Genomic DNA, 26402 nt, shown 5'->3' on the forward strand with positions numbered 1-26402 from the left:
TTAAGTTGTTGTTCCTTAACTATTTAACACCCTGAGCGGCCCAACTATTTCATGGGGCCGTGAAATTTCCGGGCTAGACGGCTGGTTCCGTCTGGAGGTTGAACATCTTGAAGAGTACGCGCGCGCCGAGACGCTGCGAACCGCGGCCGCCGAGCTTGCGGGGTTGCCTCGAACCCCTGAAGCGCTCTCCGGCAGCGAGGCCCAGGGACGGCTCCACGCGTTCATCATGAAGCTTCGTCATGAGGATGGCGACGAGGACTATCAGCTTCTGGCGCCCGATCTCACGGTGCTCGCATCGGCGCGTCCTTCGGAGATCGGCGGGCCAAGCGCGATGGCCGCCGCGGAGCCCGTCCTGTTTTCCCGCGCGCTGGCCGGCGAAGCTGTCCTTGTACCATCTTATCCCCGAGAGCCGCTGGGCGCGGACTCCGTACTGGAGAACGGTCCCAACAGTCTGGGCAGCTTTGTCGCCCTGCCTGTGCGCGACGATTCGGGCGGCCTTGTCGCTCTCCTGGTCTCGTACAGCGGGCCGGGCCACCGGGTAACGGCAATCTGCCGCTCGGGCAGCAGCGGGGCAACCCGGGAGCTGTACCTGGTCGATCGTGCCGGGGCCTTTCTTTCCGAGCCGCGGCTGGCCGCCGTGGGGGACGAAGGGAACCGTCCGCTATTCGTAAAGGGCCTTCCCGTGGCGGTCCCGAATTTGGATTCCCACATGGGCGCATCCGGGCTCACGCTCGCGGCGGAGTCCATAAAGACGGGCGGCTCCGGCAGCAGCGCCGAGGACTACCTGGATTATCGCGGCCAGAAGGTGATCGGCGCCTGGGCCTGGGATGACGCGCTGGATTTCGGTATGGTCTGCGAAATCGACGTTGCGGAGGCACTTTCGTCCTTTCATTTCCTTAGAGATGTGACGTTGATCATCGTCGGACTTACGGTGCTCCTCAGCACGGTCCTGATTCTGGTCTCCAGCACGCAGGGAATTCGGATGAACAATGCCATCCTCCTGGCCCGTGATGAATGGGAACACCGGGCCTCGGAAAAGGACAAGGAATTGAGTCTGCGCGAGGAGAAATTCCACGCGGTATTCGATCAGACTTCGCAGTTGATGGTGCTCCTTTCGCCCGACGGCCACATTCTCGAGTACAACCGCGCAGCCGTGGAGCTGGGCGGTCCGGACGAAGCCGATCAGGTCGGTCGTTTCTTCTGGGACGCCAGTTGGTGGGGCCATTCGGAATCCCTCCAGGCGCGCATGCGCAGAGCCCTTGAATGCGCGGCGGGCGGAGACGGACAGACCTTTGAGGTGTCCTATCGGGATCCTCGGGGCACCGCCCGCGTCATCGAGATGGCCGCGAGCCCCCTGCGCCGGGATGGCCAGGTCTCTCTTGTGCTCCTGCTTGGCCAGGATGTGACGGAGCGGAGGCTGGCGGCGACCCAGCTTGAGGCGTCCGAGGAGCGGGTTCGTCTTCTGCTCGAATCCGTGGCGGAGGGTGTTTTTGGTGTGGACAACAGCGGGATGGTGACCTTCGTCAATCCCGCGGCGCTGCGCAGCTTGGGCTATGAACTCCACGAGGCGCTGCTGGGGAGCGCGGTTAAGTTCTTTCGACCCCCGAAAGCGGGCGGTTCCCGATCGGCCGCGACGACGGCTCCCTTCTTCGACGCCATGGAGCGCAATGAACCATGCGAGATTGAGGAAAGTACCCTCTGGCGAAAGAATGGAAGCCCCTTCATCGCGCACTTGAGTATCGTGCCGCTGAATCGGGATGGGGCCGTGGTGGGTGCCGTGGCCACCTTTACCGATATCACCCAGCGCAAGCGTACCGAGCTGGAATTGCGCAAGCTCTCCCAGGCAATTGAGGCGAGTCCGGTAACGGTGATGATTACCAACCCGAAGGGCGAAATCGAGTATGTCAACGCGCGCTTCGAGGAGCAGACCGGGTACCGTGCCGAAGAGGTAATGGGCCTGAGTCCGAGGTTCCTCTCTTCCGGCCAACTGAAGCCGGAATATTATGCAACGCTTTGGAAGACCATCCTGGCGGGAAACAACTGGACCGGCGAGTTCTGCAATCGCAAGAAGTCCGGCGAGCTTTTCTGGGAACGGGCCACGATCAGTCCCATTATGGATGATCGGGGGGCCATCGTGAACTTTATTGCCGTGAAGGAGGACATCACCGAAGATCGCGTGCTGAACGTCCGCTTCAAGGCGCTGTTTGAGAACTCCTCCGATGCCCTCCTGATACTGGACCATGATCGCATTGCGGACTGCAACGACACCGCCGTGCGCGTGCTGGGCGGCCGGGACAAGTCCGACATTATCGGGCGCAATCCCGCCGACATCTCTCCGGAGGTCCAGCCCGACGGCATGACATCCCACGACAAAGCGCAAATGCTGATCGAAATTGCCTTGACGAGGGAGAGCCACCGCTTTGACTGGATTCACCAGAAGCTGGACGGCACCAATTTCCCGGTGGAAGTGACCCTCACACCCATCCGGGTTCTGGGGCACGAAATGATCCTGGCCGTAATCCATGATCTGACCGAACGCCAGCGCGCGGAAAACTTGTTGCGCGAGAGCGAGAACCGTTTCCGCAACCTCTTCGAGAATTCTCCCGTGGCCTACCAGTCCCTGGACGCCTCGGGACGCATCATCGACGCCAACGCCTGTATGCTCGACATGCTCGGGTATGCCTGGCCCGAACTCCAGGGGCGCAGTTTCGGGGAATTGTGGTCGCCGGAGATTCAGGAGGTTTGGCCCGCCTATCTGGAGCGGCTCCAGCGGGAAGACCAGTTTGATACCGAGCTCACCGTGCGCACGCGGGACAATACGGAGGTTTCGCTTCAGGTGGCCGTCCGCACGCAGCGGCTGGACAGTGGAGACTTTCAGCGCGCCCACTGCATTCTCTACGACATTACACGCCGCAAGCAGATGCTGGAGGAACTCGCGGCGGCGCGCGATGCCGCGGAACAGGCGAACAGCGCCAAGAGCGCCTTCCTCGCCAAGATGAGCCATGAAATACGGACGCCGATGAACGCCATAATCGGGATGAGCCAGCTTGCGCTCATGACCGAACTCATGCCGCAGCAACACGACTACATCGCCAAGCTGGAGCACGCCGCCATGGGGCTGCTCCACATCATCAATGACATCCTCGATTTCTCAAAGATCGAAGCCGGCATGCTGTCCATGGAAATCATTGATTTCGAGATGGACGAGGTGATCGAGAACCTTTGCAATCTCGTATCGCTGAAAGCCTCGGAAAAGGGTCTGGAGCTTCTGGTCAAAGTCAGCCCCGAGATTCCCTGGATCCTTCGCGGCGACCCCACGCGACTGGAGCAGGTGCTGTTGAACCTGGTCAACAACGCCATCAAGTTCACCGAGTCGGGCGAGGTGCTCGTTACCATCGATCCCGTCTCGATCTCGGACGATGAAGCCGAAGTGTCCTTCAGCATACAAGACACGGGCATCGGCATGACGGAAGAACAAATGGGACGGCTCTTCCGCGAGTTTTCTCAGGCGGACGACTCCACCACGCGGCGCTACGGCGGCACCGGACTCGGCCTGGCCATCTGCCGACGCCTGGTTGAACTGATGGGCGGATCGATCACCGTCAGGAGCAACCCAGGCTCCGGAAGCAACTTTCAGTTCAATGCCCGCTTTGGAATCCGGCGGAACTCCCAACGCCCGCAGCGCGCGCCGCTGGCCGATCTCCGGGGCATTCGCGTGTTGATCGCCGATGACAACGCTCACGCGCGGGAAATCCTGAACGGCATGCTCGAAAGCTTTCAGTTCACCGTGGCCACCACCGACTCGGGTCAGGGGGCAATAAATTGTCTTGCCGGCGCGGCCGACGCCCCCTTTGACCTGCTGGTGCTGGACTGGCGTCTCGGCGACATGGACGGTTTCGACGCAATCAACCGCATTCGGAGTGCCCGAAATATACCCAGACAACCCCATATCATCATGGTGACGGCTTACGGACGCGAAGACGCCATGAAGCAGGCCATGCGTGCGGGACTCAACTCCTACGCGTTCCTCGTCAAGCCCGTGTCGCGCTCCACCCTCCTCGATTCCATCATGCGCGTCTTCGGCCACCAGACGTCGCCGCCCCCCCTGCCCACGGGGGCCTCACCCGCGGCGGCCCAACTCGCCAGGAAGCGCGGCGGCCGGGTGCTTCTGGTTGAGGACAACGAGATCAATCAGCAGATTGCCGTGGAACTTCTCCGGCGGGTCGGACTGGTGGTGGACACGGCGAATAACGGCCGGGAGGCCATCGACTGGCTGGAGACGAACACTTGTGAGCTGGTCTTGATGGATATCCAGATGCCGGTGATGGACGGTTTCGAAGCGACGCGCATCATCCGTTCGAGCACCATCCCGGAGGCCGGGTATCTTCCCATTATCGCCATGACCGCCCACGCCCGGATGGAAGACCGCGATCAGAGTATCGCCGCCGGCATGAGCGACCACATCACCAAGCCCATCATGCTGGAAGAGTTCTACCGGACACTGTACAAGTGGCTACCCGACCACGCATACACCGATGGGCCGATGGAAAGCCCCGAGATTCCCCAGGTCGAGCCCTCCCCCGCCCCCAATCTGCGCGACCTGCCAGGGTTGAAGCTCCGCTCCGGCATTGAACGGCTGGGAGGCAATTCAGTACTCTACCGTACATTGCTGGAAAAGTTTCAACGCGACTATGCCAACGCCACGGCGGAGATCGGTAGATTTCTTCGTGCGGATATGCCCGCGGAGGCCCGCAGGCTCGCCCACAACATCAAGGGCGTGGCCGGCAATATCGGGGCCGATGCGCTTCGGGACGCGGCGGGCCTTGTCGAACAGAAAGTGGCGGCGGGAGAGTCACCGGGGGCTTTGCTCGAACGTATGGCGGGAGAATTGCACGTCACGCTTGAATCGATCGCCGAAGCCCTGGCGGTGCATCCGACTATAGATGTCGCGCCCGCGGAACCGGGAAGCCGGGCGTTGTTGCTTACGCTCCTGGGGGAACTGGGCGCCCCGCTGCGCGAAGGCCGCGCAAAGCAGGTCAAATCTATCGCGGTGCAATTGAACGAGCGAATCTGGCCACCGGCCATCGCCGGAGACGCGAAGGTACTGGCCGATTTCGCGGAACGCTATAATTTCAAGGACGCAACCGCCGCACTGGAAACCCTGCTTGAGCGGGTGTCCAACACAACGGAAACAGCCTATGGTCCGGTTGAGTGAACGCAAGATCCTTCTGGTGGATGACGCCGAGGGCAATATCGATATCCTCCTCGCAACCCTCGGCGATGACTTCGACGTTCGGGTTGCCATGGACGGTCCGAGCGCCCTGGATCTGCTCGAACGCGAGACCGTGGATCTGGTGCTCCTCGATATCGTCATGCCCGGCATGGATGGACACGAGGTCTTTCGTCGCATGAAGGAAAATCCCCGCACAAAGGGTATTTCCGTCATCTTCCTTTCGGGGCTCAACGAAGTGGAGGACGAGGCGCACGGGCTGGCCATGGGGGCGGTGGACTACATCACCAAGCCCTTCAAGCCCGCGCTGCTGCGCGCCCGCGTAAGCAATCAGTTGGAGCTCAAGCTCTACCGGGATCGCCTGGAGGACCTGGTGCGCGAGCGCACCGCCGAAATCGAGCTCGTGCAGCACGTCACCATCGAGAGCCTGGCCTGCCTGGCGGAATACCGCGACCCCCCGAAACCGGGATGCACATCCGGCGGACCCAGCATTTCGTTCTCGAACTCGCCCAGGAGCTGCGCCGGCTGCCAAAATACGCCGAAACGCTCGATGCCATCTACATCGAAAATCTCTATCGATCCGCACCGCTCCATGACATCGGAAAGGTGGGCGTCCCCGACGCCATCCTCCAGAAGCCCGGCAAGCTTACCGAGGAAGAGTTCGAGGAAATGAAGAAGCACACCATTTACGGACACGACACCCTTGCGGCGGCGGAAAAGCAGCTCGGATCAAATTCATTCCTCCGCGTGGCCAGAGAAATGGCCCAGACCCACCACGAAAAATGGGACGGCACAGGTTACCCCGGCGGACTTCGCGGTGAAGATATTCCCCTCTGCGGCCGGATCATGGCGGTGGCCGATGTGTACGATGCGCTCATCAGCAAGCGGCGCTACAAGCCCTCTTTCACGCACGAGGACGCCCTGAATATCCTCCGGGAAGGCCGCGGCAAACACTTCGACCCGGAACTGGTCGACGCCTTCCTTGCCGTCGCCGACCGCGCCGAGGCCATTGCGCGTGAGTTCGCCGACTCCGCCGAGGCCGAAGAACTCGGCTGAACTGCGTCGACAGCGCGGACGCGCCGCGGCCTACGCCACCGCGCCCCGCTCCACGAGGCTTTTCGCATAAGCCTTCAGATCCCCCACTTCCACGGGCTTGCCGAGAAAGCAGGTCACTCCGATATCGAGGAGGTCGGTAATTTCGGACACCCGCACAAGGCCCGAGGTGATGATGATGGGGAGCTTCTTGAAGGTGCTTCTGCCCCGGACTTCCATCACGAGGGAGCGTCCGTCCATCTGGGGCATGGACACGTCGGTAATGAGCAATTGGATGTCCGGGTTGTCTTCAAGTACATGGAGCGCCCGCTTGCCGTCGCTGCATATGATGGGAAAATAGCCCATGGAGGACATAACGCGCGCGACAAATCGGGCTACGTGCAAGTCGTCTTCTGCTACCACCACCTTTACCATGGGCCGCTCCTTGGAGGTTGGTCAGAACCGCTGGCTTAACTATATACCGTGGCTGAGAAACTTGCAACCGGCGACGAAGTGAATGCGTGACTGTGGAAGAATGGGTCGTATGAGTCTTATGGGTCTGTATGAAGAATGCCCCAGACACTTTGACCTCATAAGACCCATAAAGAAGCCGGGCCGCGATTGCGGCCCGGCAGAGTCAACGGTATGTGGCGTCTGGCTTAGTGGAACTGTTCCGCTTCCGTGGAGCCGCTGAGCGCGGTGACGGAAGACTCGCCCTCGGAGACGGCGTTGGTGATGGCGTCGAAGAAGCCGGTGCCCACGAAGGCCTGGTGCTTCACGGCGTTGAAGCCGTTCTCGACTTCGCGGAACTCTTCTTCCTGCATCTCCACGAAGGCGGACATCTGGCGGTCCTTGTAGCCGTTGGCCAGTTTCCACATGCCCAGGTTCAGGTTGTGGAAGCCCGCCAGGGTGATGAACTGGAACTTGTAGCCCATGGCGCCGATTTCGTTCTGGAAACGGGCGATGTCGGCGTCGCTGAGCTTGGAGCGCCAGTTGAAGGAGGGCGAGCAGTTGTAGGCCAGCAGCTTGCCGGGGTACTGGGCGTGGATGGCTTCGGCGAACTTCTTCGCGGCGGCCAGGTCGGGCGTGCTGGTTTCGCACCAGATCAGATCTGCGTAGGGCGCGTAGTTCAGGCCGCGCGCGATGGCCTGGTCGATGCCGGGCCGCGTCACGTAGAAGCCTTCCACGGTGCGCTCGCCGGTGCAGAAGGGGCGGTCGCGCTCGTCGATGTCGCTGGTCAGCAGGCCGGCGGCGTCCGCGTCGGTGCGGGCGACCAGCACGGTCGGGGTGCCTGCTACGTCGGCCGCCAGGCGGGCTGCGTGGAGTTTGCTGATGAATTCGCGGCTGGGGACGAGCACTTTGCCGCCGAGGTGGCCGCACTTCTTGGCGGAAGCGAGCTGGTCTTCGAAGTGGACACCCGCGGCGCCCGCCTGGATCATCTGGAGCATGAGCTCATAGGCGTTGAGCGGACCGCCGAATCCGGCTTCCGCGTCGGCCACGATGGGCTGGAAGTAGTCATGCTTCTTCACGCCGCTGATGGTCTGAACCTGGTCGCGGCGGCTCAGGGCATTGTTGATGCGCGCCACGATGGCCGGCACGCTGTTGGAGGGGTAGAGGCTCTGATCGGGATACATGGTGCAGGACAGGTTCGCGTCGCCCGCCACCTGCCAGCCGGAAAGATAGATGGCGCGAAGGCCCGCTTCCACCTGCTGGATCGCCTGGTTGCCCGTCAGCGCGCCGAGGGCGTTCACGTAGCCGTTGCCGGGCTCGTTCACGTAGCCCCAGAGCTTCTCGGCTGTTTTCGTGGCGATGGTGTATTCGACCTTCATGGAGCCGCGCAGCTCAAGCACCGTCTCGGCGGTGTAGGAGCGCGTGATGCCCTTGAAGCGATCGGAGGCCCAGAGGGCGTTCAGCGCATCGACTTCGGCCTGATCGATCAGCGGGTTCTTCTTCGTTCCGTTATTACTGCTCATGTCTTGCGTTGTCCTTGTGTGCCTCTCGGCATTGGTATGGAGTTTGGGGCCTCGTTCCCGGATAAGGCCGTCTATTTAAAGGTATCAACCGGCGCCGGGCCTGGGGTCTCTCCCGGTTGCGGCAGGCCGGTCAGGGCAGTTGCTCGTAGGCGGCCAGGGTCAAGAACTCGGCCAGCTCTTCGTTGGCCGTAAACTCGTCAAACAATCGGGCGGCGGCTTCATATTTGCCACTGGCATAGCGCGCCTCGCCCACTTCCGCCTTGATGGCGTCCATCTCTTCTTTTGCGATTGCCCGAACCAGTTCAAGGGTCACCGGGCGGCCGTCGTCGAGCACGGCCTTCTTGTTGTGGACCCACTGCCAGAGCTGGGTGCGGGAGATCTCGGCGGTCGCCGCGTCTTCCATCAGGTTATACAGGGGCACGCAACCGACGCCGCTCAGCCAGGCTTCCAGATACTGGACGCCCACCTTGATGTTCTCGCGGATCCCGTGCTCGGTGATCGCGCCGGAAGGCACGGCCAGCAGGTCGGCCTGGGAAAGGGTCACATCGTCGCGCTGCTTGTCGATCTGGTTCGGTTTGCTGCCGAGAACCTTGTCAAACTCTTCCATGGCGATGGCCACCAGCGCCGGGTGGGCCACCCAGGTGCCGTCGTGTCCATCTTCAGCTTCCCGTTTCTTGTCCGTGTGCACCTTGGTCATGGCGCGCTCGTTAGCTTCGGGATCGTTCTTAATCGGGATCTGCGCAGCCATACCGCCCATGGCAAAGGTACCACGCTTGTGGCAGGTCTTGATGCAGGCCAGCGAGTAGGCGCGCATGAACGGCGTGGTCATACCAACCAGCGCGCGATCCGGCATGAGATAGTCTTCACGCTTCGCAAACTTCTTGATGAAGCTGAAGATGTAGTCCCAGCGACCGCAGTTGAGGCCCGCGCTGTGGTGGCGCAGCTCGTAGAGGATTTCTTCCATCTGGAAGGCCGCAAGAATGTGCTCGATGAGCACGGTGCCCTTCACCGTGCCCTGGGGCAGGCCAAGAAGCTCCTGCGCTTTCACGAAGATATCATTCCACAGGCGCGCTTCGAGGTAGTGCTCCATCTTCGGCAGGTAGAGATAAATGCCCGACCCCTGATCCACGCGGTACTTCGCATTGTGGAAAAAGTACAGCGCGAAATCGAATATGCTTCCGGAAGCACGCTCACCGTCCACTAACACGTGCTTTTCGGAAAGGTGCCAACCACGGGGACGAACGAGAAGCACCGCCGTCTTGTCGTTGAGTTTGTATTCTTTGCCATTGGGCGCGGTAAAGTCGATCTGGCGGCGCACGGCATCGCGCATGTTCACCTGGCCATCGAGGGTCGCTTCCCAAGTGGGACCGTGGGAATCCTCGAAGTCGGCCATGTAGGTCTTCGCGCCGGAATTCAGGGCATTGATGACCATCTTGCGATCAACCGGGCCGGTAATCTCTACCCGGCGGTCTTGAAAGTCGGCGGGCACCGGATCCACGCGCCATTCACCTTCGCGGACTTCTTTGGTCTCCGGGAAGAAGTCGGGAAGGACGCCGCTATCGAGGGCGGCCTGGCGCTCTTTGCGCTTCTCAAGTAATTCGAGTCGGCGCGGATTGAAGGCGCGGTGGAGCGTCGCGTAGAACGCAAGTGCTTCCGGGGTAAGGATTTCCCCGTGTGTGTCCGATACGGGTCCCAGGATTTCCAGGCCCTCGGGCACATTGAGTGATGCCATTGTCTTCGTCATCCTTTCAGGTGGGATAAAAATGGAAAGGGCAGACGGATCCCGTGTCGTTCTGCCTTGCCGGATGCAACAGTCGCCACTACCACTCTCATTGCGACCTTCGGAACGATACCACCGTTTGTAAGTGATTGACAAATCAGTTGTTTCAATGTTTAGTATAGCCGCCGTTAATGAAGGGTTGCTTCTAGGCTAAATAATTGCAATAATAGTCTAACGATCGGTAGAAACGGTCCGTCGTGTGAAAGGACGGATTAGACGGATACGACCGATTGGTCTGTCCTCCCGCTATTGTCCGTCCTGATGAACTTGCGCACGGAGCACCCCCATGAGCACGAATGAATTCCGCTACAAGCAGAATCGCCTTCAACAACTTCGCGGCTTCTGCTATGCCGCCGCCGATGGTAGTATTTCGAAGGCCGCCGAGCGGATGTTTCTCAGTCAGCCATCGGTGTCCCTTCAGATTCAGGCCCTGGAACGGGAACTGGAGGTGACGCTGTTTGAGCGGCGCGGCCCGAAAATCAAACTTACACCGGATGGCGAATTGCTTTTCGAGCTGTCCATGCCGCTGGTGGAACGTATCGATAACTTGCCTGACGAATTCTCGGCGCGGCGGGGCAACGTGGAGCAGGGGCGCATCGATGTTGCGGCGGGCTGGTCCACTATTCTGTATGTGTTGCCCGCCTACGTGGAGCGCTTTCGCAGGGCCCATCCAAACATCGAGCTGAAGCTGCACAACGTCACCGGGGCCGAGGGCCTCGCCCAGTTGCGCGCGGGGCATGTCGATTTCGCGGTTGGCCCCCTGTTGAACGTGCCGGACGACGTAGTCTTCCACCCCATCGTCAGCTACGAGCCCATGCTTATCACGGCGCTGGGGCATCCCCTGGCGGATCTGAAGTATCTGACCTTAAAACAGATCAGCAAGTATCCGCTGATCCTGCCGCCGCGCCATCTGAGCACTTGGAGCACGGTGGACTCGGTCTTCAAGGCCCAGGGCCTCCCCTACGAGGTGGCGATGGAAGTGGGCGGCTGGGAAGTAATCAAAAAATACGTTGAGCTCGGACTCGGGATTTCTGTGGTCATGAGCATCTGCATTACCGGCGAAGAGAAACTGAGCGTGGTGCCCGTTGGCAACTTTTTTCCCGATCGCGTCTACGGCGTGGTCATGCGCAAAGGGAAGTTCTTGAGTCCCCAGGCCCGGCGATTTATTGAGCTCATGCTGCCGGGGGTTGAATTGTGAAAGGCAATGCCACTTTCGTTGCGGTCCCCTACAATTTCAACGTGTACACGTCAACATCGTGATAGGCGTCGTGGACAAACAGCGCCTGCCGCTCGGAGCCGGCGTGCTGAAAGCCGAGGGCCTTCAGAAAATCTCCCAGCCCGGGATCACCCGGACCCGCTGCCGCGATCAGCGTGTTGAATGTGGTCTGTCCCGCCGCTTCCTTCAAGATATATCCGAAGCTCTTGCGGAGTCCGCTGTCGGCATAGCCCGCCGGATCTTTCAGGAAGAACCACACCCGCGCCATGCCGAGGCGCGGCTCGGGTCGCAGCTTAAGAAGTCCGAGCGTCTCGTTGCGCTTTGAAACGATCATCAACTCCTGCTCGATGCCTCGCGGATGCAGAGAGTCCATTTCACGGTCATACGTGGTGGCGAGGAACATGCCGTATTCATTGCCGAGGAAGTAGGTGGCATCACTCCAGTTTTCCCAGCGGGTCAAGAGGGGCGCATCCGACACTTCAATGGGCCGCACACCCACTTTCATGGTCATGGCGGTGCGCGCCGCCTGCCAGAGGGAGAGTTTCTTCCGGGGCTGGAGATTCTGGTGGAGCCGCGCGAAATTCACGCCCTGTGAAGAGAGCAGGTTGAAGGCCGCGATCGCCGCGGCGAACCAGTCCCGTTGTCGTTCGCACCACGCCGAGTTGGGCTCGCGGATCCCACCGCCCAGAGAATGGTGGATCGCGCTGTGCCCCCCGCCACAGAGGTTCCTCGCCCAGCAGTGAATGCAGGGCGCCGTGGTCGCCACGCCCAGATCGTCGAAAGCACCTCGGGTAGTATCGTCGAGGCTTCCATCGGTGACACTGCCCAATCGAAAAGCGGCGTTACCCATGAAATAGCGCGAGGGATAAATATCCCCCCGCTCATCCACGGCGAGTGCGTGGGTGCCGCTCCCGTCACTCCGGGACTGAGCCACCCCCTCGTAGATTTGCCGAAAGGTGGAGGCCATGGGTTCCAGGCGAAAGAAATTTCCTTTCAGCAACTGTTGCGCATAATAAACGGCGGCTGTCTGCATACCGGTCAGCACCGCGGCTGGATCGAGACCCGGTCTGGCCAGGTAGGCCGCGGGCAGATCGATATCGATACGCTTGAAGCCCTGCTCGTTGAGCCAGGGGATCACCTCGCAGAAGGAGGCATCGGCCGGAACAAGGACCACACCGATAGCGGCCGCCGTGGCGCCTTCGGTCACCGCACTGAGCTTGGAAAGCCTTCCCGATATGGCGGAACTCAGCTTGTCGAGGAGGGGGCCGACGCCCCCCGCGTCGCTCAGGGCCAGCAGGGCGGACGCTTGGTGCTCGCGGAGCGGTGTGGAGTTCGGCAGCGGCACGACTACGTCCACGGACAGGGACTTTCCGGCGAGTCGGAGGTCCCGAAAGGCGCGCTCCACCAATCGGGCCAGCCCCTCCGGGTGGAATTTCGCTTCCGGCGTGTGAAGCCTGAGCACCAGCTCTTTCCCGGACGCCGAACGCCCGAGCAGCAGCGTAAGCGCACCCGAGACCAGGCTGTCGCAGGCGGGACCGATCAAGGCCGGCAGGCGCAGGTCTACTTCGCGCAGTTCCGGCGTTCCCTCAAACTGCTTCAGTCGTTCCTTCGGGCCGAGGGCGGGCAGGATGGATTTGGTGGAGCGGAGCCATTCCAGTTCGCCAATCACCTCCTCCACTTCCCGAACGGGATGATGTTCGCCGAGGAGGTGAAGGATCCGGTTGACCGGCGTGTGGGGATAGTGCTCCATGACCGCCCACGACACTTCATCGCACTCGAAACAGAAGCATGTTTCCATGTCGAGGACGAAACGCCGCCCTCCCTGCTCGAAGCGGTGTAGCGAGGAGGCTTCCATCAATAGCCGCCCAGGGTTCCCTTGGAGCGGCTCCAGGTTTCCATCGATTTGAAGAGGGTGATGCCCAGCAGGGTCCAGACGACACAACTGATGATGAGGAATTTCATGGACGGATGGACGAAGACCGACTGGTAGTTGTCGTAGTTGTCGCCCACGATACCCTGGTTTGAGATGAGGGCCCACTTCAGCAGGATGGAAGCATCGGCAATGGGCAGGGCATGCACAAAGGCCGCCATGGCCCAGCCCCGCTCCAGCAGGTCATCCTTGGCGTAGATGGCGAGGGCAAAAAGTCCCATGCGGATCAAAATGGCGATCTGGCCCACCTGCTTGAAGACCAGCACGAGCCCGCCCATCATAAAGCCGAATCCGATCAAGTTGATGAAGGTGAGTACCATCAGGGCGATGACAGCCGGGGGGTCGAAATACAGCGTCCCCCCCACGGTTACGGTGACCAGCCATACCATCAGGGCTGACGAGAGCACGCTGGTTACGGCGGCCACGGTGGAGCGGGCAAGGAAGTTGGTCACGAGGCCATGGGGGCTCAGGCAGAGCTGCTCCAGCACGCCCGTGCTCGCCATGCCTTGAAGCCCCTGAGTGAACATACCCACGATCCCGAAGGCGAACATGCCGATAATGAAGCCCAGCACGAATTTCGTGGCCTGCTCCGCGTCGCCGAAGCCGCTGGTCGCCGCTTTCGTCACTTCGTCACGGCTGACCATGAAGCCGGTAATCAGAACCAGCAACATGCCGTAGCCCATGACCATGCCGGTCAGGGTACGGAACCAGTAGCGTCGCATCACGATCATCGACCGCACAATTTCAGCTTTTATAACCAGGAAGAAACTCATCCGGCAACTCACTCCCGTCAAAAATGTATTGGTTTCTCGCGGGATAGGTCCGCGAGGGGTGTACTGCAAACTATCCAGCAAATCCGGCCCTTGGCAGGGATTCAGCCTTTATCACGTGGCCGGTCATCGATCCTCGTTTACTATCAATCAAACAATTTGCGTCCATTTGCGCAAATTTGCGGTTCAGCTTACTTATTGCCCCTAAATTGAACTAGTCGTCAACTGAAGGAAAATGCTTTCCAGGTTCTGCTGCCGCTGGGCCACGCCGCGGAGCTCGAAGGCCTGTGCGCGAAGGGTTTCCATGACATTGTACAGGGCCTCGGAACGCTGGTCGGATTCAGGAACCAGACTCAGCACCAGAATGGGCCCGTCCACGGTCAGTTCGTTTGCCGCGGAGACCACGCCGGCAATGGATTCAAAAATGGCGATGTCGGCTTCGCGATCGAGCTTGAACACGTACACCTGATCGGAAAAGAGCCCCAGCAGCTCATCGGTCCGCTTGCAGGCCACAAGTTTGCCCTGATCGATGATACCGATCCGGTCGCAGAGCTCCTGGGCCACGTGCATGTCGTGGGTTGTCACCAGCACGCTCTTGCCGTGCTCGCGAGTCATCTCGATAATCTTGTCCTTGATGGCGCGGGCGCTCTGGACATCGAGGCCCGTAGTGGGCTCGTCCAGCAGCAGCACCTGCGGATCGGCAATCAGCGCGATGCAGATGGCCAGTTTCTGTTTCTGGCCTCGGGAAAGGTGGCGCACCTGGACGTTCTTCTTGTCCTTGAGACCGATAAAGTCCAGCAGATAATTCGAGCGATCAAAGAGGACCTTGCCGGACACATTTTTCAGGTTTCCATAATAGGCCAGGTTCTCCATCGGCGTGAGGGGCCACATGCTCGTACGCGTTCCCTCCAGCACCACCCCCACCTTCTCCAGCACGCGCTTGCGGTAGCGCTCCACTTCCAGTCCGTCTATCTGCACTGTGCCCTTGTCCGGTTTCACGAGGCCCGAGAGCATTTTCACGGTCGTAGTCTTGCCGGCACCGTTCGGGCCGAGGAGTCCGAAAATCTCACCCTCGTAGATCTCGAAGTTCACATCCCGCACGGCTTCAACGCGACGCTTTTTGTAGAGCGAGCGCTTCCCCGTATCCTCGTCGCGATAGAAGAAATTGCGCAGGGTAAAGGTCTTCTCGAGCCGGGACAACTGCACCAGGGCTCTTTGGTTTTCGGACATGGGCAATCAGGCCTTCTCGGGAGTAAGACGCCAGTGGGCCGCCGTCTCGGGGCGGGTGGCGTGATCAAAGTAGACAATTTCAATATTTCGAACGGTATGAATCATCACCACCAGCATGAAGCTCCCCGTGACCTGGTAGAGGATGCCCAGGAGCAGGGAAAACGCGAGGAACTCCACGGAATCCACCACGTGATTGTAAAAGAAATGGCGGTGCACCACGGAAAAGACCAGCGCCGTGACACCGATGGCAACCCAGGGGCTGCCGGTCAACGCGAGCAGCACACTTTGCGCGGCAACGCGATAGATCAATTCTTCGATCAGGCTCACATCGAGGCATGCAAACATCTGCCGGGGGGACTCCCCCAGAAAGCGCCCGAGGGGACGGGGATCGAGCACATATCCGGCGATATCCCGCAGGGTATCCAGCGAGCGATGGCTGAATATGAGCGATACGCCAAAGATAAGATGGCCCGCCACGCCCCCCAGTATAACCCATTTCGGATCGAAAAGGCTTCGTGACAGCACCCCATCGAGAAAGCCCAGGTACAGGGCCAGGCCGAGAAGCGCCGTTTGGAGCAATCCGCCGCCGATGTAGGATAATCGCGCAACAAGCCCGTCCGAGACCTTTGCTTTCTTCTTTTTGAGCTGGCTCACCAGGGTCAGGAGTACGAGGACGCCGCCAAGCGTCCAGAGCGCGGGCATAGAGAGAAGGCCCATCACCCAGGGGGTGCTGAAGGCCTGCCAGGCGAAAAAGAGGGCCAGCGGCATGAGGGGGGCGGGCAGACCGCGGTGGATCTGGGTATCCTGGGGCTCCGTCTCGGGCCCTTCCTGGCGGTGCATCGCGATGGAATGGAGCACATAGGCCGCCAGCAGCAGCGTGAATGCAAGGTTCACGCGGGGCTCTCCCCTTCGTGCGCCGCGAGCCCTTCAATCATGGCGGCGAGGGAATAACCATCCAGCGCGCGGTGATAGCGCGCGCGAAAAGCCTCATACTCGGGACGCAGCAGACCATAGCCGTAGAGATCGTGGGCCTGCCCGTCGCGCACGACGTGGTCGCGAAGGGTAAGTTCCCGGGTCGCGCCCGTCTTCTCAAAAATGCGCCAGGAGGCGGAATTGAAGGCGTAGATATAGGCGCTGACACGGTGGAGGTTGAGCTCGCAGAAGCAGTACTCGAGCGCCAGACAGATCGAACTTGCGCTGACCATGCGGTTGCGCAGGTGCTCCTGGCCCAGATAGAGGTCGATACTGCACGAGCGGTTGCGCCAACTGATGTTCTGGAGGGAGAGCAGGCCCACCGGCCCGTACTCCCTGCTGTCGATCATCAGGTAGATGCCGCCCGGCATCGTGTGCCCCACGGCCCGGCCCAGCATGGCCACGATCTTGTCCCGCACCTGGCGGGGCGAACGCGCCGGATCGCCATAGAGGAAATGCTGAAAGTCGGGGGACTCCATCCATCGAACGACGGTATCGAGGTCGTCGCGCTCGGCGCGGCGGATATAGGTCTGAGTTGTAAAGGGCATTTTCAGCACACCCGTTCGTAGCGTTGTTTCCGCGTCATACGGAGGCGGGCGTTCGGCAGAGCGCTTCCAGCGCGTGCCAGCGACCCTGGGCATAAACCACGTCGCGCTGGACGCCCGCGGATTCGAAGCCCTGAGCCCGGAGGAAATCGGCGAGTTCGCGCTCACCTTCCAGGCAGTAGGCCACGACCTTGTTCAGGCCCGCACGGACAAAAGCACGCTCATAGAGGAAGTCGGCCGCCTCCTCCGCCAGTGGCGTGGCGTACAGCGCGGGGTCCAGCAACACCAGGCTGAATTCCGCGTAGCGCGCCTCGTTGTTCACGCCCCGCAGGGTACAAAAGCCCTGGATCTCCCCCGACCGGTCCTCCACGGTATAGAAACCGCCATCGGCGATCTCCTTTCGTGAGAGCAGTTCCCGGAGCTCGTCTCGCGTGGGCAGGACGGGCTCGCGCTTCGCGTCCAGCAGCCCCGCGCGCAGGGTCCCGGCCCGATAAAGGCGCGAAAAAGCGGGCACATCATCGAGTTCCGTGCCCCGGATAAACGTATGTTGTCCAGCAATCACGCCGCGGATCCGATGGGTTCTGGGGACGGGGCCCTTCCATAAATACAACCGGGACCTGCGATGGGACAGCAGGCCCCGGTAAAAGGCATGTAACCCGCCGGGGTCCTAGAATCCCGAGGTGGCCTCATCGCGTTTTCCATCCCGAAACTCCACCCACGCGCGGAAAATCGCGTTGTAGAAGTCGAGGAAAGAGTCCGCCTTAGGGGTCGAAATCGGCTTGATATGTTTCATTGGTCCACTCCAGATTGTCGCCAAACCGCGCCTATTAGAGCACATTTCGGCGAAGGCTACAAGTAGAAATTAGTCCGGGGCAGGATTGCTCGGATCCTTGTTGATAAACAAAGGGATAATCGCGTTGATAACCCCCTCAAACTCGGGGTTGTCCCCCGTGGCGCTCACGAAGTCCCGGATGAAGGCCAGCTTCACCTCGGGCGCGATATCCTGGCCCTTCAGGGGGCGTCGCGTCAGCAACCGGATCCCATGCACCACGTGCGCCCTCCCCCGGCTCAGGCGTCCGACTGGGTCGGCGTCTTGGCTTCCGCCAGGGTCGGAAATATGGTCTGGAGCACTTCCACCAGGAAGCACAGGAGCGCCTGATAATCGCTTGATATGCTGGTGCAGATATCGGCCTGGGCCCGCTCTGGTCGTTTCGAAAGCAACGCTAGATGTTTCATTGTACTTCCTTTTTCTTAGGCTAGCCTCGTCCCCGGGTCGCGCCGCGCCGCAGGGAGCAACAGGCTACCCCGCGGCCGCCCGACTTCAGGCGCCCGTCGTGGGTATGGTGGGGAATTCCTGGCTTTCCTTGGTAAGAACCGCCTGACCGACCGCGGCGAGAATGCCCGCAATCAGCTCAAACACGGACGCCCAACTGATGTCCGTCTGGGCGCGAAGGGGCGCCTGACTAATGCAACGTACATGCTTCACTGGGTATTCCTCCTGTCGGGCCGCTGTGCGACCGGGCCGGGTTCAAGTTTCGTCGTTCCCGCCGGTCGTTTCTTTGCCGTCGAAGAAGGCGGCGATGGCGTCGAAAATGCCTGCGGCCAGCGTTAGCTTCTGGCCCGTGGTAAATTCTCCGGCCCGCCCGGGGATTCTGGACACGGATTGAATGTGCTTCACCGAATGCTTCCTTCGTTAGGACGCGGCATCTTCCTTGTCCGCAAAAAAGCTGGCCAGGGCATTGGCGATCCCCGCCGCGAGGGTCAACTTCTGGCCCGTGGTGAAGTCGTCCGCCTTTTGCGGGGACCTGGACATAATCTGAATGTGTTTCACGAAAAGCTTCCTTAAAATCGCCTTTGTATAGCGGCAAGCTTAACACAAGCCCCTTTCCCGGTAAAAGGACGCCCTTTCACCCTTCGGGGGTGTCTATGTTACCAGCAGCGCCCTGGGATTGTTACACCCGCCCTATCGATCCCTGAGGGGCGACAAGGGTTCCCCGCGCCGCCGGACGATTGCGTCCGTACTCCAATCTTGTCCCCAGAAACGGCGAAGCGCCCGGACAATGCTGGTTGGGCCAGCAGTCCGGGCGCTTGAACTATCGGAGGCGCTTCCCGGATTAGACGAGGGAACGCTCTTTTGTCAGGGTCTCGTAGCCTTCGGTGTCGTGGGCCTGCAGGGTGGATTCTCCCATCAGGTAGAGGTCGATGGCCCGCGCGGCTTCCCGACCCTCGTGAATCGCCCAGACCACCAGGGACTGACCGCGACGGGCGTCGCCCGCCACAAAGTACTTGGATCTGGACGACTGGAAGTCTTTCGTGTTGGCCTTGATGCCCTGACCAAATCGATTGCGATCCAGTTCCAGCCCCAGCTCTTTTACGAAGGTGTCCGTCTCGGGCTGGGTGAAGCCCATGGCCAGCAACACCAACTCAGCGGGGATGCGCTCTTCGCTTCCCGGCACCTCGACCATCTGGCGACGACCGGTTGCATCAGGCTCGCTCCATTCCAGTTGCACCGTGTTCAATGCGGCCACATTGCCGTTTCCGTCATCCTCGAAGGACTTGGTCAGGACACTGTAGCGCCGCTCTCCACCCTCTTTGTGGCTGGAAGAGGTGCGGTAGATGAAGGACCACTGGGGCCAGGGGTTATTGTCGGCGCGCTCAACGGGCGGCTTGGGCATGAGTTCGAGGTTGACGAGGCCCTTGCATCCCTGGCGCAGGCTGGTGCCCACGCAGTCGGAGCCGGTGTCGCCGCCGCCGATTACAATCACGTTCTTGCCGGTGGCGAGAATATTTTCGCCCTTGACTTCTTTGCCCAGGACCCGCCGGGTCTGCTGGGGCAGGAACTCCATGGCGGGGTAGATACCCTTCAGGTCGGAACCGGGAACATTCATGCCTTCGAAGGTGCGGCTCTTGGTGGAGCCGATGGCAATCAATACGGCGTCGTACTGATCCAGCTTGCTGGTGGGTACATTTACGCCGACCTCGGCGTTGCAGATGAACTCCACGCCTTCGGCTTTCAACTGGTCGACGCGGCGCATGACAATCTTCTTGTCGAGCTTGAAATTCGGGATGCCGTACATGAGCAGGCCGCCCGGCTCGTCCGAGCGTTCGTAGACCGACACATGGTGCCCGGCGCGGTTCAACTGCTGGGCGGCGGCAAGGCCGGCGGGACCGGAGCCGACGATGGCGACACGCTTTCCGGTGCGCACCTCGGGGATCTGGGGAACCACCCAACCTTCGAGCCAGCCGCGATCAGCGATCTCCCGTTCGTTGATCTCGATGGTGACCGCGGGTTTGTTGATCCCCAGCACGCAGGCCGTCTCACAGGGCGCGGGACATACCCGACCCGTGAACTCGGGGAAATTATTGGTGGAATGAAGGACTTCGAGGGCTTCTTCCCAGTCGTTGTCCTTCATCAGCTCGTTGAAGTCGGGAATTTGATTACCGAGGGGGCAACCGCTGTGGCAGAAGGGAATACCGCAGTTCATGCAGCGATAGGCCTGCTGGGCGATTTTCTCCGGCGGCAGCGAATTCGAAAACTCGCCGTAGTGCTTCAACCGCTCTTCGGGGGCGTCATCCGCCGCGATTTCGCGATCAAAAGTCATGAATCCCTTGGACTTGTCAGGAAGCATGGGTCACCTCCGCTTGCTTTTGCTCTTGCTGCTTCAATACGCGGGCATAGTCGCGAGGCATGACCCGTACGAAATGCTTCAATTCCGCTTCCCAGTTTTCTAGAATGCTCTTGGCCGACACGCTGCCAGTGTACTGGGCGTGGCGCTCCAGCATGGACCGCAATTCGGGGATACTCTTTTCGTGCAACGGCTTCAGTTCCGCGCTGTCGGCGTTGAAGTGGCCGGGAAGCGCGCCCGCCTTGTCGTAGACATAGGCGATACCGCCGCTCATACCGGCGGCAAAATTTCGGCCGGTCGGCCCGAGAACCACCACGCGGCCGCCGGTCATGTATTCGCAGCCGTGGTCGCCCACCCCTTCCACGACGGCCCAGGCGCCGCTGTTGCGCACGCAGAAGCGCTCGCCCGCGAGACCACGGATGAAGGCCTCGCCGCTCGTGGCGCCATAGAGGGCCACGTTGCCGATAATGATGTTTTCGGAAGGTTTGCCTTTGAACTCGGGCGGCGGTGCGATGATGATCTTGCCGCCGGACAGGCCCTTGCCGACGTAGTCGTTGCTTTCGCCGATCACGTTGATGGTGACGCCCTTGATCGCGAAGGCGCCGAGGCTGTTGCCGCCCACGCCCTTGAGATCGATCCACACGAGATCTTCGGGCAGGCTGCCGCCATACATACCCAGCTTGTGACGGCGGGTCAATTCACTGGACAGCATGGTGCCGAAGGTGCGGTTTACGTTGCGAATGGGCAGTTCGATTCGCACCGCTTCCTTCTTTTCAAGGGCGGCCTTCGCCTTTTCCATCAGCACATGATCCAGGGCGCCTTCGATGCCGTGGTCCTGCACCTTGCTGTGGTGCAGCGTGGAGTTCTCCCAGGCCTTGGCCATGTAGAGAATCCGGGAGAAATCGAGGTGACGGGCCTTCCAGTGCTCGGGCAGGGGCGAGAATTTCAGCATGTCCGCGCGACCGATCATTTCGGTGATGGTGCGGAAGCCAAGCTGGGCCATGATCTTTCGGCACTCTTCGGCGACGAAGAAGAAGTAGTTCACCACGTGCTCGGGCTTGCCCGTGAACTTCTTGCGAAGCTCGGGATCCTGCGTGGCAATACCCACGGGGCAGGTGTTCAGGTGACACTTGCGCATCATGATGCAGCCGGACACAATCAAGGGAGCCGTGGCAAAGCCGAATTCGTCGGCACCGAGGAGCGCGGCGATGGCCACGTCGCGACCAGTCTTGAGCTGGCCGTCGACCTGGACGCGGATACGGTCGCGAAGATCGTTCTCCACGAGGACCTGGTGGGTTTCGGTCAATCCGAGTTCCCAGGGCAGACCGGCGTACTTGATGGAGGTCAGGGGCGAAGCGCCCGTGCCGCCGTCGTGACCGCTGATGAGCACGAGGTCGGACTTGCCCTTGGAGACGCCCGCGGCAATCGTACCCACGCCCACTTCGGACACGAGCTTTACGGACACCCGCGCATGCACGTTGGCATTCTTCAGGTCGTGGATAAGCTGGGCCAGATCTTCGATCGAGTAGATGTCGTGGTGCGGGGGCGGAGAAATCAGTTCCACGCCGGGGGTCGCATAACGCACGGTGGCTATCTTATCGAATACTTTGTGGCCCGGAAGCTGACCGCCTTCACCGGGCTTCGCGCCCTGGGCCATTTTGATTTGCAACTCGTCCGAATTGACCAGGTATTCGTTGGTCACGCCAAAGCGGCCGGAAGCGACCTGCTTGATGGCGCTGCGGCGCAGATCGCCATTCGCGTCCGCCTCGAAGCGCGCGGGGTCTTCGCCGCCTTCGCCGGTGTTGCTGCGGCCGCCGATGCGGTTCATGGCGATGGCCAGGTTCTCGTGGGCCTCGGCGCTGATGGAGCCGTAGGACATGGCGCCGGTGCAGAAGCGCTTGACGATCTCGGCGGCGGATTCCACCTCCTCAATCGGAATGGGCGTGCCTTCTTTAAACTCGAGGAGACCGCGAAGGGCCGCGAGGGTCCGGGTGCGGTTGTTTACCTCCTCGGCAAACTCTTCGAAGGTCTTTGCGTTGTTCTGGCTGGTGGCGTGCTGAAGCTTGGCCACGGTCTCGGGGTTCCACATGTGGAACTCGCCGCGACGCCGCCAGCGGTAAGCGCCACCCACGTCGAGGCCGGGACGCCGCGCGGGATTCTCGGGGTACGCCATGGCGTGGCGCATGAGGGATTCCATGGCCACTTCCTTCACGCCGATTCCCTCGATACGGGTGGCGGTGCCGGAGAAGCAGCGCTGCACAATGGCCGTGTTCAGGCCGACCGCCTCGAAGATCTGTGCGCAACGGTAGCTCTGCTGCGTGGAGATGCCGATCTTGGACATGACCTTGAGGAGACCGTGTTCTATCGCCTTGATGAAGTTTTTCTGGGCATAGCCCGGCTTCTTCTCCACCACCAGTTCGCGGTGCTTCAGGTCTTCAATCGCTTCGAAGGCCAGATAGGGGTTCACCGCACCCGCGCCGTAGCCGGTGAGGAGGGCGAAATGCATCACCTCGCGGGCTTCGCCGGTCTCGATGATCAGGCCGCATTCGCTGCGCTTGTGCTTGTGCACGAGATACTGGTGCACCGCACCGGTCGCCAGCAAGCTGGGGATGGGGGCGAACTCGCTGCTTACGCCACGATCAGACAGGATGATCATGGTCGCGCCGTGCTGAACGGCGTCGGAGGCCTCCTTGCAGATGCGGTGAAGGGCCTTGTCCAGTTCTTCCGGTCCCTTGTCCGCCTCGAAGAGGGTCGAAATGACCGCACTGCGGAATCCGTCGCGATCGAGGTTCTTGATGAAGGCCAACTGGGCGTTGGTGATGATCGGCGACTTCAGGTGAAGCTGCTTGCAGTCTTCGGGCTTCTCACCCAGCAGGTTGCCTTCCCGGCCGATATCGGTCTCCAGCGACATGACGATGCTTTCGCGGATCGGGTCGATGGGCGGGTTCGTTACCTGGGCGAAGAGCTGCTTGAAATAGTTGAAGAGCAACTGGGGACGGGGCGACAGCACGGCCAGTGCCGCGTCGTTGCCCATGGAGCCGGTCGGCTCTTTACCGTCCTGCGCCATCGGGGCGAGGAGGATTTCCATGTCTTCACGGGTGTAGCCGAATACCTGCAGACGCTCCATGAGGGAAGCGGGTTCGGCGACAGGCGCGGGTTCGGCCAGATCGGTCGGCAGTTCCACCCGGTGTGTGTCGAGCCAGAGTCGATAGGGGTTGCGACTTGCGAACTTGTCCTTCAGTTCGGCGTCGTCGACGATGCGGCCTTCTTCCATGTCCACGAGGAACATGCGGCCGGGTTCCAGGCGGCCCTTCTTGACCACCTTTTCCTGGGGGATCGGAAGCACGCCGGCCTCGGAAGCCATGATGACCTGGTTGTCGCTGGTCACCCAGTAACGCGAAGGACGCAGGCCATTGCGGTCGAGCACGGCGCCGATCATCACGCCGTCGGAGAAGGCCATGGAAGCGGGGCCGTCCCAGGGTTCCATCTTGCAGGCGTGGTATTCGTAGAAGGCCTTTTTCGCGTCCGACATGGACTCGTGGCCGCTCCAGGGCTCGGGGATCATCATCGCCATGGCGTGATCCACGTCGCGCCCGCCGCGAACGAGAAGCTCGAAGGCGTTGTCGAAGTTCGCGGAGTCGCTGGCGCCCGCCGAGAGAATGGGCATCAGTTTCTTGATGTCCTCACCAAAGAGCGCGCTTTCCACGTGGTGCTCACGGGAGTCCATCATGTTCAGATTGCCGCGCAGCGTATTGATTTCGCCATTGTGCGCGAGGAAGCGGAAGGGCTGGGCGAGGGGCCAGGCCGGCAGCGTGTTGGTGCTGTAGCGCTGGTGGACCAGGGCCATGCCGCTCTTGGTACGTTCGTCGGCCAGGTCCAGGTAGTACTTGTCCATGGACTCGGGCAGCATGAGCCCCTTGTACACGATGGTGCGGGCGGACATGCTGGGCACGTAGTATTCTGACTTGCCCGAAATTACCGAATTGCCGATCATGTGGGTGGCCGACTTGCGGATGGTGAAGAGTTTGCGCTCGAAGGCCTCGATGTCGAGCCCTTCGCTCTTACCGATAAACACCTGTCGGATGACCGGTTCGTTCTCCCGGGCCAGCCAGCCGATGGTGCTGGAATCCCGGGGCACGTCGCGCCAGCCGATGAGCTCCTGGTCTTCTTCCAGGATGGCCTTGTTCAGAATCTGGATGCAGGATTCCCGCGACTCCCGATCCCGCGGCAGGAAAATCATGCCGACGCCGTATTCACCGGGCGCGGGAAGATCAAAGCCGTGCAACTGTCCCTCGGCCACGAAAAACTCGTGGGGGATGTGGAACATGATGCCGCAGCCGTCTCCCGTTTCCGGATCGCAACCACAGGCACCGCGGTGAGTCAAATTGACGAGAATCTGAAGGCCGTTTTTGATGACTTCGTGGGAACGGTTGCCATCGATGTTGCACATGAAGCCGATACCGCATGCATCGTGCTCGTAGTACGGCTCATACAGGCCTTCCCTGGATATGCTTCTTGTAGGCAAGATGATTCACCTCTATCAACGGTTGTGCCTGGGAGGGGTAGCTGCGCAGGCAGGGCAGGTAATCGAAACCGCACCCTAAATCCAAGCATTTGGGCGCGGTTCTTTCCAAAGCGTATGATACAAAAGAACCGAATTAAAAGTCAAACTGAATTGTAACTCACTATTGACAAAGAGCTTACAGAGCCGTCCGGCGAATAGGGCGAAGTCGTTGGCCCACCTGCGCCAGGATACGCTCCGAATAATTCCTACGCCACGGTATCTTTTTGGTCGTTCAGCATAGTTAACATTACCGAATGGTAGCATGCTATAGTGACCGAAAATCGTTTCAATCGGGCCGCTAAAACCGCCCGCGGGAGTCCTCATCCTCATGCGCACTCAGCACCTGTTTCTACTGGCGATCCTGCTTGCCCTTCCGACGTGGAGCGAGACCCTTCAGCCTTTGTCCGATGCCGGGGACTGGGAGAACGTGGGCGGCACGGCAACCTCCTTCCTTATTAAGGAGGGGACCTTGCAACTGCAGCAGGGACAGGGCGAGCCTTCGGCTATTCTGACCCGCCGCGACTATGAAAACTTCGATCTCGACTTTGAATTTCGATGCCATGAATGGGAGGAATCGGGACTGCTGCTCCACGCGCCGTGGAATGGGGCCTGGCGGGCTGGTCTTATTATAGCACTCGGCGACCATGCCGGGGACGCCCCCGATGTGTTTCGGTCGGGAGCGATCTTCCGCCACGTGGCGCCGAAGGTGATGGCGGTTCACGAGGCGGGTGAGTGGAACGCCTGCGCGGTACACATGGAATGGCCAAGATTGCGGGTGGTGCTCAATGGGCAGGTGGTACAGGATTTGGACTTTACCAGCCACCCCCGGCTGGCCCACACCCTGCGCCGTGGACGGTTGGGCTTCTTGAACAGTTATGGCTGGGGTATGGAAGTCCGGAATATGACCCTGACTCCCCTGCCCGACAGCGCGGGCGCGGTTTCGATGTTCAACGGCCGGGACCTGGAGGGCTGGAAGCCGGTTCGGAACAAGCGGGCCTGGTGGACCGTGCGGGATGGCGTTCTCCGGGGCGAAGGGGGGAATGGCTACCTGCAATATGGGACGCCCTGCGAGGATTTTGCCCTCAACCTTTACTACCGGGCCAGTTCTTCGGCCAACGGCGGGGTCTTCTTCCGTTGGAAAGGCGACGACTCGGACCGGGGGCATGAGATTCAGATACTCGACCTGCCCGACGTGGGGATGGTCTCGGGCAGCATCTACGGGCTTGTTCGGGGACGGGATGACATCTTCAACCCGGGTGAATGGAACTTGATGCAGATCTTCGTTCAGGGCAATCGCGCCACCACCTATATCAACGGTCACCAGTCCGCGGAAACAGACCAACTCGACAAGCGCGGGCCGGGTCATATCACGCTGCAGATGCACCGGGACGGGGCGGTGATTGAGTGGAAGGAGATGGAATTGAGGCTGTAGGCTGTAGGCTGTAGGCTGTAGGCTGTAGGCTTTAGGCTTTAGGCTTTAGGCTTTAGGCTTTAGGCTTTAGGCTTTAGGCTTTAGGCTTTAGGCTTTAGGCTT

At 60.7% G+C, this 26402-nt stretch carries 19 protein-coding genes and 1 pseudogene; 4 read left to right on the forward strand and 16 right to left on the reverse strand.

The window, feature by feature from the left end:
- Positions 1-163 precede the first annotated feature (163 nt).
- Positions 164-5215, forward strand: coding sequence for a PAS domain S-box protein (locus JNK74_26295; GenBank protein MBL7649702.1), 5052 nt, complete (start codon positions 164-166; stop codon positions 5213-5215).
- Positions 5199-6286: pseudogene (locus tag JNK74_26300) on the forward strand (response regulator). The gene JNK74_26295 and the pseudogene JNK74_26300 overlap by 17 nt, the downstream one beginning before the upstream one ends.
- A gap of 30 nt (positions 6287-6316) precedes the next feature.
- Here JNK74_26300 and JNK74_26305 read toward each other — a convergent pair.
- The 3 genes from JNK74_26305 to aceB all read right to left on the reverse strand — a co-directional run bounded on the left by JNK74_26305 (position 6317) and on the right by aceB (position 9967).
- Entirely contained in the window at positions 6317-6697 is a 381-nt protein-coding gene (locus JNK74_26305) for a response regulator transcription factor (protein MBL7649703.1), read from the reverse strand.
- 224 nt (positions 6698-6921) lie between these two features.
- Positions 6922-8235 carry an isocitrate lyase gene (gene aceA, locus JNK74_26310; GenBank protein ID MBL7649704.1) on the reverse strand — a complete coding sequence of 438 codons (1314 nt, stop codon included), beginning with the start codon at positions 8233-8235 and terminating at the stop codon, positions 6922-6924.
- A gap of 130 nt (positions 8236-8365) precedes the next feature.
- Positions 8366-9967: a malate synthase A gene (aceB, locus tag JNK74_26315; protein MBL7649705.1), complete on the reverse strand. Its 1602-nt coding sequence runs from the start codon at positions 9965-9967 to the stop codon at positions 8366-8368.
- A 334-nt stretch (positions 9968-10301) separates the two neighbouring features.
- Between aceB and JNK74_26320 the strand changes: the two genes are divergently transcribed.
- The gene (locus JNK74_26320) at positions 10302-11213 is read left to right on the forward strand and encodes a LysR family transcriptional regulator (GenBank protein ID MBL7649706.1); all 912 of its coding nucleotides are present in this window, start codon (positions 10302-10304) and stop codon (positions 11211-11213) included.
- Positions 11214-11241: 28 nt separating this feature from the next.
- On the opposite strand, the gene JNK74_26325 is transcribed toward JNK74_26320, so the two are convergent.
- The 13 genes from JNK74_26325 to gltB form a co-directional block, all read right to left on the reverse strand.
- Positions 11242-13086, reverse strand: coding sequence for an SPASM domain-containing protein (locus JNK74_26325; GenBank protein MBL7649707.1), 1845 nt, complete (start codon positions 13084-13086; stop codon positions 11242-11244).
- Positions 13086-13934 (reverse strand): ABC transporter permease, encoded by an 849-nt coding sequence (locus JNK74_26330; GenBank protein ID MBL7649708.1) that lies wholly within the window; start codon positions 13932-13934, stop codon positions 13086-13088. Before JNK74_26330 ends, JNK74_26325 begins: the two co-directional genes overlap by 1 nt.
- 201 nt (positions 13935-14135) lie before the next feature.
- Entirely contained in the window at positions 14136-15161 is a 1026-nt protein-coding gene (locus tag JNK74_26335; protein ID MBL7649709.1) for an ABC transporter ATP-binding protein, read from the reverse strand.
- 6 nt (positions 15162-15167) lie between these two features.
- A complete protein-coding gene (locus JNK74_26340; protein MBL7649710.1) occupies positions 15168-16055 on the reverse strand; it encodes a CPBP family intramembrane metalloprotease in 888 nt (295 codons plus the stop codon).
- A complete protein-coding gene (locus JNK74_26345) occupies positions 16052-16681 on the reverse strand; it encodes a GNAT family N-acetyltransferase (GenBank protein ID MBL7649711.1) in 630 nt (209 codons plus the stop codon). Before JNK74_26345 ends, JNK74_26340 begins: the two co-directional genes overlap by 4 nt.
- A 34-nt stretch (positions 16682-16715) precedes the next feature.
- Entirely contained in the window at positions 16716-17240 is a 525-nt protein-coding gene (locus JNK74_26350) for a GNAT family N-acetyltransferase (protein MBL7649712.1), read from the reverse strand.
- 300 nt (positions 17241-17540) lie between these two features.
- The gene (locus JNK74_26355; GenBank protein ID MBL7649713.1) at positions 17541-17729 is read right to left on the reverse strand and encodes a hypothetical protein; all 189 of its coding nucleotides are present in this window, start codon (positions 17727-17729) and stop codon (positions 17541-17543) included.
- Between the two features lie 17 nt (positions 17730-17746).
- Positions 17747-17914, reverse strand: a complete 168-nt coding sequence (locus JNK74_26360) for a hypothetical protein (GenBank protein MBL7649714.1) — start codon at positions 17912-17914, stop codon at positions 17747-17749.
- Positions 17915-17999: 85 nt separating this feature from the next.
- Entirely contained in the window at positions 18000-18164 is a 165-nt protein-coding gene (locus JNK74_26365) for a hypothetical protein (GenBank protein MBL7649715.1), read from the reverse strand.
- A 42-nt stretch (positions 18165-18206) separates the two neighbouring features.
- Positions 18207-18356, reverse strand: a complete 150-nt coding sequence (locus tag JNK74_26370; protein ID MBL7649716.1) for a hypothetical protein — start codon at positions 18354-18356, stop codon at positions 18207-18209.
- Between the two features lie 15 nt (positions 18357-18371).
- Positions 18372-18509 carry a hypothetical protein gene (locus JNK74_26375; protein MBL7649717.1) on the reverse strand — a complete coding sequence of 46 codons (138 nt, stop codon included), beginning with the start codon at positions 18507-18509 and terminating at the stop codon, positions 18372-18374.
- A gap of 283 nt (positions 18510-18792) precedes the next feature.
- Positions 18793-20307, reverse strand: coding sequence for a glutamate synthase subunit beta (locus tag JNK74_26380; protein MBL7649718.1), 1515 nt, complete (start codon positions 20305-20307; stop codon positions 18793-18795).
- Complete coding sequence (gene gltB, locus JNK74_26385) at positions 20297-24832, reverse strand: glutamate synthase large subunit (protein ID MBL7649719.1); 4536 nt, start codon at positions 24830-24832, stop codon at positions 20297-20299. Before gltB ends, JNK74_26380 begins: the two co-directional genes overlap by 11 nt.
- Positions 24833-25196: 364 nt before the next feature.
- On the opposite strand from gltB, the gene JNK74_26390 reads away from it, so the two are divergent.
- Complete coding sequence (locus JNK74_26390) at positions 25197-26300, forward strand: DUF1080 domain-containing protein (GenBank protein MBL7649720.1); 1104 nt, start codon at positions 25197-25199, stop codon at positions 26298-26300.
- The last annotated feature ends 102 nt before the right edge of the window (positions 26301-26402 follow it).

This window comes from Candidatus Hydrogenedentota bacterium (genome assembly GCA_016791475.1).
In the GTDB taxonomy this organism is placed as follows: Bacteria; Hydrogenedentota; Hydrogenedentia; order Hydrogenedentales; family JAEUWI01; genus JAEUWI01.